Source organism: Aureibaculum flavum, assembly GCF_016406085.1.
GTDB classification, from domain to species: domain Bacteria; phylum Bacteroidota; class Bacteroidia; order Flavobacteriales; family Flavobacteriaceae; genus Aureibaculum; species Aureibaculum flavum.
The window spans coordinates 49,151-56,857 of the sequence record NZ_JAEHFJ010000016.1 but is presented as its reverse complement, the minus strand read 5'-3'; the positions used below and the strand labels follow the sequence as shown (position 1 = coordinate 56,857).

The 7,707-nt window shown below is 28.0% G+C and carries 8 protein-coding genes; all 8 read right to left on the bottom strand.

Annotation, left to right across the window (positions count from 1 at the left end):
• Window positions 1–349: 349 nt before the first annotated feature.
• Window positions 350–529 (bottom strand): hypothetical protein, encoded by a 180-nt coding sequence (locus tag JBL43_RS19700; protein ID WP_198843076.1) that lies wholly within the window; start codon window positions 527–529, stop codon window positions 350–352.
• Window positions 523–798, bottom strand: a complete 276-nt coding sequence (locus JBL43_RS19695; protein ID WP_198843075.1) for a hypothetical protein — start codon at window positions 796–798, stop codon at window positions 523–525. Before JBL43_RS19695 ends, JBL43_RS19700 begins: the two co-directional genes overlap by 7 nt.
• 628 nt (window positions 799–1,426) lie before the next feature.
• A complete protein-coding gene (locus JBL43_RS19690; RefSeq protein ID WP_198843074.1) occupies window positions 1,427–1,909 on the bottom strand; it encodes a hypothetical protein in 483 nt (160 codons plus the stop codon).
• Window positions 1,910–2,153: 244 nt separating this feature from the next.
• Window positions 2,154–3,002: a hypothetical protein gene (locus JBL43_RS19685; RefSeq protein WP_198843073.1), complete on the bottom strand. Its 849-nt coding sequence runs from the start codon at window positions 3,000–3,002 to the stop codon at window positions 2,154–2,156.
• Window positions 3,003–3,124: 122 nt separating this feature from the next.
• On the bottom strand, window positions 3,125–3,730 hold the full coding sequence (locus JBL43_RS19680) for a hypothetical protein (protein ID WP_198843072.1): 606 nt from the start codon (window positions 3,728–3,730) through the stop codon (window positions 3,125–3,127).
• A gap of 154 nt (window positions 3,731–3,884) precedes the next feature.
• Window positions 3,885–4,523 carry a DUF2004 domain-containing protein gene (locus JBL43_RS19675; RefSeq protein ID WP_198843071.1) on the bottom strand — a complete coding sequence of 213 codons (639 nt, stop codon included), beginning with the start codon at window positions 4,521–4,523 and terminating at the stop codon, window positions 3,885–3,887.
• A 203-nt stretch (window positions 4,524–4,726) separates the two neighbouring features.
• The gene (locus JBL43_RS19670; RefSeq protein ID WP_198843070.1) at window positions 4,727–5,329 is read right to left on the bottom strand and encodes a hypothetical protein; all 603 of its coding nucleotides are present in this window, start codon (window positions 5,327–5,329) and stop codon (window positions 4,727–4,729) included.
• Between the two features lie 9 nt (window positions 5,330–5,338).
• Window positions 5,339–7,672 carry an HsdM family class I SAM-dependent methyltransferase gene (locus tag JBL43_RS19665; protein ID WP_198843069.1) on the bottom strand — a complete coding sequence of 778 codons (2,334 nt, stop codon included), beginning with the start codon at window positions 7,670–7,672 and terminating at the stop codon, window positions 5,339–5,341.
• Window positions 7,673–7,707: the final 35 nt, after the last annotated feature.

The following is a 7,707-nucleotide window of genomic DNA, read 5'->3' as shown; positions in this document are numbered from 1 at the left end:
AGGAATTGATTCATTAGTTGATGATTTTGCGTTTTTTTCCTTACAACTGATTATCGTAATTAATAGAAATAGAAATAGAATGTTATTTTTCATTATATGAGTTTTTTTAAATTACAGCTAACGTTTGGCTATGTGCCGTTAATTTTCTTTGATAAAGCAATAAAGTTAATAGATAATTCACAGACCTTTTCGCTTTTAAAATATTTTTTTACGTTGCCCTTGCGTAACCCTAAACAATACCTACTAAGAGCATGAGTTGTTTGAAGAAAAAATATTTTAACAGCATTTGCCCAAAACCCAATTAATAAGCCAAAATTAGTGGCATATAGGTGGTGTTAGCATTAGTGTGTTAATCCCTTATTTTTATATCTGCTTTCATCGGGATATTTATGACACTATTCTTTAGCTTAAATACCATCCATAGATTTATTTTATTATTCTCCATTTCACTTAAATCAAATGAATATTCAAATTCTAAGCCCTTCAGATTTTCCCTTCTAATTTTCCCATTTTCTCCGTTATCTAACATGTCATGGACGTTATAGGAAAATTAAAATCGTAATATTTGTGTGCCTTAAATGTAATTTTCCCTTTTCCATTTTGACTATATTCTTCTTTATCGAAAGAAGGAACCATAATAGTATTTATAATGTCATTTGCATGTAGCTTTTCAATTTCCTCTTTTAATTCCTTATTTTCTAATTCAAGTTGATCTGCACGTTCTATAAGTTCCGTTTCTTTAATGTCACTGCATGAAACGATTATTAGAGTAATAATAAAAATTGATATTATCTTCATGTGAATTGCATTAATGCTAACAATTGTATAAACGTATTACGTTTATATCCGTTATGTTTATTATAGTTTTTTTTGTAATTACGAAGCTAAAGCGAACAACCTTTCAAATGTGTTAGAGTAGGGGTTTTATTTAGCGACTATGTATTCAAATGTAGTAATTAACTGGTAATTATGCAAATGGGGAATTAAGTAGATTTTCCTTGTTTTTTTGCCACAGTACTTCTTAACCGTTGTCCTAGTTGCAAGAAAGGCGAACTGATTACATTACTCACTTTTGATTGTAGAGGACCACAAAAAGAGTACTTACAACATCTTGAAAATACATTAAAAAAATAAAAACTTACACAGTGTGAGGTGGGCGGACATTGTCCAAACTTAAGAAAACAAGTCAAAAAATTGTCTAAAAAATCAAAAGAGGTTTGTGATTAAGATTTTAACCAATAAAAACTTAAATAAGACCTAAAAAAAAAGTAAAAATTGCTTCACTACTTTTTTAAATTACACACAATTATCAACTATATCCCCATAGCAACCGAAAATTAATCTCAATACGGTTAGTCAACATATCATTCAGCTATAGCCTATCGGCAAGGCGAATGCTTAGTTGTTAGCTACTGTATTTTTCTTTTTACATTTGTCCTTGGTCGTGAATTTCAAATTCAAATACTTCGTCCTGATTATAACCATATACTTTTTCTAATATTAGAAGTGCTATTTCTGATACTTTTTTCGTGTCATTTCCTGCATTAAATGCGTAGCAAGGAATTCCCTCATATTCGTAATAAGTAAAATCTTTTGAAATGTCAAGTGTCGTGAATTTGTCTTGATTTGCTTTCTCGTTATCAAATGTTAAGTTAAAAGAGAAATTAAATACATTTTCAGCTGTCCTTGTTTGCTCCAGCATTCCTCCGTGAAGGATTTGAAGAGTAACAACGTTGTCTTTAATTAAATTTATCAAAAATGCATTATTAATCTTTTCAAACTTCTGAGATGTGATTACTAATGTATTGAATATACCAGTTCCAATTTTTTCAGATTGATTGTCTGCTTCGGTAGGGTTTCCACAAGAAAGACCTAATAGTGTCAGTATTGATACAAATATTTTTTTCATATTGTTTTATTGTTGGCAACGTTTAGCTATGTGCCGTTAATTTTCTTTGATAAAGCTATAAAGTTAATAGATAAAACACAGACCTTTTCGCTTTTAAAATATTTTTTTACGTTGCCCTTGCGTTTCCCTAAACAATACCTACTAAGAGCATGAGTTATTTGAAGAAAAAATGTTTTAAAAGCACTTGCCCAAAAGCCAATAAAAAAGCCAAAATTAATGGCATATAGGTGTTGTTAGGCACTTTTTATATTTTTATTCCTTTTTCATTCATTAAATCTTGTATAAAAAACTCAAATTCGTGATTTTTCCATTCTTCCTTTTTCAGTCTTTTTATTCCTATATTATAAAGAGTTTTGTTTTCCGAATCTATCAAATAAACTAAATAATTGATTAAATTCATAATTTCATTTTTTGTTTCAAATTTAGCGTTTGGAAATACATTTATGTAGTATTCAAGTTCTTTACCTTTATACTCTTTTTCGTAATTAGATATTAAATAAAAGAAAGCGTGTGATATATTCAATTTAAATGCTAATCTTTCAATTTGAGGCAGATGGTTTTTATCATATTTTTTGCTAAAAACTCTATTTAGTATTCTATCATTTAAATTACAATTTGAATAGATAATTGTACTATCTATTTTTTTAAAAATCTTTTTTTTGGCAACAATTTTTTCAATTTCAAAGTAATCTGGATTTTTAAAATAATTTAATGTGTCTAATGTTTTTTTGATTAGAAAAGTTTCGTAAACTATTGACGAAGTTGTTTTTTTATCTCCAAGGTCAGCATCAAATACTAAAATGGTCTCGTTTTTTACTAATTCGTCTTTTAGTAGGCTAACAATATTTCCTTTTCCTTTCTCAATTAGTCCAACTTTGGCATAGGTTCGGATAATTGGATTTTTATAATTAGTTAATTCATTAAGCTCTTTTTCAGTTATTTTCCCAAGTAATGTTCCGAATTCATTTCCCATATTGTAATAGTCTAATTGTACAGAATTAGATTTTATCAGTGTATTAATTAATTCCTTTTTTGATTGAGTATGGGAAAAATTAATTGATAGAATTATCAATAATATAGAAAGCTTATTCATTCATTATTTTTGTTTGTAATTGTGCCTAACGTTTATGTATAAGAATAGTTGCGGGTTTGTATGCGAGGATTTTCCGAAGGAAAATCAGACGTTACAAACAGGCAACGACCTTTGATTAAGTACTAAACAGCAATTATTTTTATACGGTGTTGTGTGCAGGCTTTTTTTACCAATTCATATTTTTCTTGTCCTTTATTTGTAAAAAAAACGCTTAAATGGTCAGCCCAAAAACTATCAGTTTCATCTTCTTTAATTTCAAGTGCAGAAATCCATATTTTTGAGTTTTCAAAATCCAATTCCCAAGTTTGCGGAAGTTTCGTTATTGTTTTTTCTGACTTAACAATTTTATTCCCGTAATATTCAGTTGTCATTCCTTCGCTAATATCCCATAAGATATTAATTCCAGATATCTTTTTTCCTATTAAATTTTTCCAATTTGGATTTTCAGAAACTCTTATTGTTTTTATTCCTTCTCTTATATCTATTTCCTTTAGATTTTCAAATCCAATTCCGTAACAATAAAATTCATTATCCCATTTAATTTGAGTTATTTTTCCACTTTCAAATTGAAATATCACATTCATATCAATTGAATGAATTTCATTCGAATATTCCCAGTATTCTAATTCAGTTTCGTATTTCAGTTCTTCATAAAATACTTCGACAATTTTCTGTCCAATTAGATTGGATTTAATTCTGTCATAATATTTTTCTTCTTTATCGGTCATTTTTTTAGCTTGCACACAACGTGTTTGTGTATGATTTCGTTGCGTGTTTAGCAACTAAATTAGTAAAAATGAACCGAACCAGTGGACAATCCGAAGGATTTTCCACGTAGGCTAGAACTAGCAATGAATTATACACGTTGTTACCCACAGTATTTTAACTTTCCGTGTAAATATCAACAAATTTACCGTTACTATCAAAACTTAATACAATCAAGTATTGTGTCAAATCTCTACTTATTGTAAAATCAAAAATGGCTAAACTATCCCACTCTTCAGGATAAAAGCCAATTCTTTTTAAATAGATTTTATTCAGGAATTTTTGTTTTCTCTCTTTAGGACTGTCAGTTGTTTTAATTCCGAGAGATTTTAAATCATCATCATTAAATTCTCCAATGTGATGCTCTATGTAATCCTTAACAATATTTCCGTTTTTGAAATCCGATAAGACTTGTTTGTGAGCAATCTTTTCAATTTCATGTAGATTCTCCAAAAAATTAATAGTAGGCTGAATAGTTTTTTTTGAAATTGTTTCCTCAATAATGTTTAGGTCAATCGAGATTTCATTTCCGTTTATGTTGGTCAGAACATCAATATATTCCTCCGTTTTATTCAAGTCAATTTCTCCAAAATATTTTAATTCAATTATTTCTTTAGTTGTCGTGTTCGTTTCTTTTTTGCTTTCAAATTCTGCAATATCTTTTTTTGCTTTATTTCCATATTTGAGAGCATAAAATAGTCCAATTCCGATTACTAAAATAAAAAGTAAAGTTTGCGTCATAGTTGGTTTTTTCATATTGTGGGTAACGTTTAGTATAAGAAACGTAGGGCAGTTAATAAGAACATTAGTTTCAATTTATTACTTAGCTAAATATAAATATTTTGCTTTTATTTTTTATCTTAAATGCCAAATTTTATATTTGGCGTACTTTGTTAATAAGCACAGACTTTCGATTAAGCACAAACGCCCTATGTTTTTTATACATTGTTGGCATTTCGTTATTTATTTACATATTCAAGTTGTACTCTTAAGTGAGAGAATAACCCTTGAAACCATTTAACTATTTTACTATTATCATTAATAGATTGAATGTGATTATCATCATTAATCCAGTTACCATTCATTGCGAAATGGATTTTATTTACATCTATTATCTTTGTTTTTTCCTCTTGTAGCAATTCTGCAAATCCTTCATTTTCAAATGTGTCAGTATATTCTTTGAATGTATTTTCAATTGATTGATTAGACGTTATATGCCAATGAGGCTGTGGGTGTTTTTCGTTATCATTATTATAATCGTCCCATTCAGCACGAAACAATTGATTCTTTTCATTATCCATTTGTTTTCCTTGAAAAACTGATAATGAAATGAAAGTGTTTTTTTCGACAAATGCAATTTCTAAATAAATCCAAAAAACATCAAACCATTTAATTACATTTATCTCTTCTTTAATTGATTTATAATTGTTTACCGCTTTTGAAGATTGATTTCCTGTTATTCTAAATCGGTTAACAGTACTCGGTTCTAAATGAAAAGATGAATCAAATAATAATTTACATCCTTTATTAATTTCATCTATGAGGAATTTTTTATTAATCATAGAAAAAAGTTAAGAATTAATCGGATAAAAGTATTTAGTTAAAACTTCATCAGCAATTTGTTTTACAGATGAATTACCAATAGATATTTCTTTACCAATTTCTACTAATTTACTATAACCAATAGACTCTTGAACTTCTACTGAATGTGCATTAGGAATTGGAATATCTTTTGTATGTTTTTTTCCTAAAATATACCAATCTCCACCAGCTAATTGTTTAGAGTAAATAGATAGTAAACTATTGTAAAAAGAACTTGAAAATAAGGCCAAATAAAAGTAATAATTTTCTTGATTAAAATCTTTTTTGGGAATCCATACATTTCCTCTTTCAACTACAAATGAACCTTCTTTATCTAATGCAAAAGAATCAATTCCACCAAATTCCTTTGAAATTAGTTTTTGTGATTTTTCAAATTGCCAATTTCCTGGTCGGGTTAAACCCCACCAATAAGAAATACTGGCTCTCTTTTTTAAAATTTCTTCTTTAGGTTTTAAATTTGAATTATAAAAAATTGGGGCTTTTTCGATTAATTCTTCCTCACTAGAAAATAGCATACCATTTTTATCATAAGGAAACCATATGTAGTTATTTAAAGACAAACTACCTTTGTTAATAGCTTTATTATCAATTACAGGGCGAAAATATTTTTTTTCATTTTCCGGTAATGAATTATATTCTTCAATGGATAATTTAAAGACATCTTTTGCTCCTTGTCTAATTCCTAATCTAATACTAAAAACATCTTCCGTTCTGATTAATTTTTTTTCAAATATAAATCTTTCAATTGTTTTAAAAAGATTATTGTTTTTAAGTGAAATAGGATTCCAATTCTCGTTTAGAATAGGAAAGGTAGTTGGTTTATAAATACTGTAATCTGGATTATTTATTGTTGATTCGTTAGAATATATTAATTTACGTAAATCACGTAAAGCATTTTGTGCTATTCCTTTTTCATTACGAGTCCATAATAAAGTAGGAACTTGATTTGTTTTAGGTTTTTGTCCAATAATGATACTTACATCTGTCAAAGCATCTTCAAAAACAAAATTCCCTAATTTTCCAAGAAGTCTTATTTCTATGTTATCATAAATATCATTTCTTAGTTTCTTATATGAATCTAATGATAGAAATGATGAAGGAATTACGCAACCAATAACTCCATTTTCGTTTAAATGAGTCACTGATTTATAGAAAAAGGCACTTGCTTGATTTGGTTTTCCATTAAAATTTGGTCCTAAAACTTGACGAATAGCATCTTTTGAATCATTATTTTTTAAAAGTTCCCAAGACACAAATGGAGGATTCATTAGTATTAGGTCGTAATTATCTTCCCACTCTTCTTTTAATGAGTCTTCTACTAATTCAATTTTGAAATTTAGTTTTTCTTTCCAGATAGTTCTTTTTTCGTAACTCAATAAAAAATTAGAAGTATTTATAGCTGTTTCAGAAGTGTCCCATCCAATAATTTGGATATCCCCATTGTAATTTAATTGTTTTAATTGTTTCAACGCTTCAATTAAAAATTCAGAAGAACCACAAGATGGATCTAATATTTTTATGCTTTCTGTAGTTAAATCCAGTTGATTTAAAGCATTTTCTACAATTGTTCTTGATAGAAAGGGTGGTGTATAATGAATACTTGAATATAATTCCTTTTTTGTTTCTAAAGAATTTGATACTCCACCAAATAAATCACGTTGTGGATTGAAGAAAAGCACTTCTTTTTGAGCCTCTTGAAAAAGAGTTCCTGCAGAGTGCCTTATGATTAAGTCTAGTTCTGGTTTAATATTTGATACTCCTGTTCTAATGTTATCTGTATAGAAATCGAAATTAGTCGGAATTACAGTATTATTAATATTCCATTTTCCAAAATCAAAATTATTTACGTCATCTTCAAGACTAGAAAGAAGTAAAAAAAGTAAATTTAGTGCTTCAACAGGTTTTGTTCTTTCTTGTGTTAAATTTCTAAATTGTCTAAAAATATCAATTATGTAAGGAACAACATCTTTAGAAGACTTAAAACTTTTAGATAATAAATAACTATAGAATTTGTCAAAGTTATTTAAAACTAATTCCTTAGGAATTGGCTCAGGTTTACTTTTGGACCAATTGTAGATATTAATATTATCATTATCAAGCACCAAAAAATTCTTTGTATTACTCGACCAAGATTTAGAAAAATAACTATCTATATCACTATTGTCATTTATTGTTTGAAGGCAAAAATCTCCATATCCACCGTTCAACATAACATAATTTGTGTTATCTTCTGCAGGGTTTAAGTGGATTGGCAATAAACCAAGGTTTTGTTTCCAAATTGATATGTCTGTTAAATCTTTCATTCTCGTTAGCAAAGATAAAAATAATTACATTTTGT

What these genes read in the sequence shown, in the direction of transcription:
- JBL43_RS19700 (WP_198843076.1), bottom strand. Translation starts at nt 529, where the DNA reads ATGTTAGATAACGGAGAAAATGGGAAAATTAGAAGGGAAAATCTGAAG.
- JBL43_RS19695 (WP_198843075.1), bottom strand. Translation starts at nt 798, where the DNA reads ATGAAGATAATATCAATTTTTATTATTACTCTAATAATCGTTTCATGC.
- JBL43_RS19690 (WP_198843074.1), bottom strand. Translation starts at nt 1,909, where the DNA reads ATGAAAAAAATATTTGTATCAATACTGACACTATTAGGTCTTTCTTGT.
- JBL43_RS19685 (WP_198843073.1), bottom strand. Translation starts at nt 3,002, where the DNA reads ATGAATAAGCTTTCTATATTATTGATAATTCTATCAATTAATTTTTCC.
- JBL43_RS19680 (WP_198843072.1), bottom strand. Translation starts at nt 3,730, where the DNA reads ATGACCGATAAAGAAGAAAAATATTATGACAGAATTAAATCCAATCTA.
- JBL43_RS19675 (WP_198843071.1), bottom strand. Translation starts at nt 4,523, where the DNA reads ATGAAAAAACCAACTATGACGCAAACTTTACTTTTTATTTTAGTAATC.
- JBL43_RS19670 (WP_198843070.1), bottom strand. Translation starts at nt 5,329, where the DNA reads ATGATTAATAAAAAATTCCTCATAGATGAAATTAATAAAGGATGTAAA.
- JBL43_RS19665 (WP_198843069.1), bottom strand. Translation starts at nt 7,672, where the DNA reads ATGAAAGATTTAACAGACATATCAATTTGGAAACAAAACCTTGGTTTA.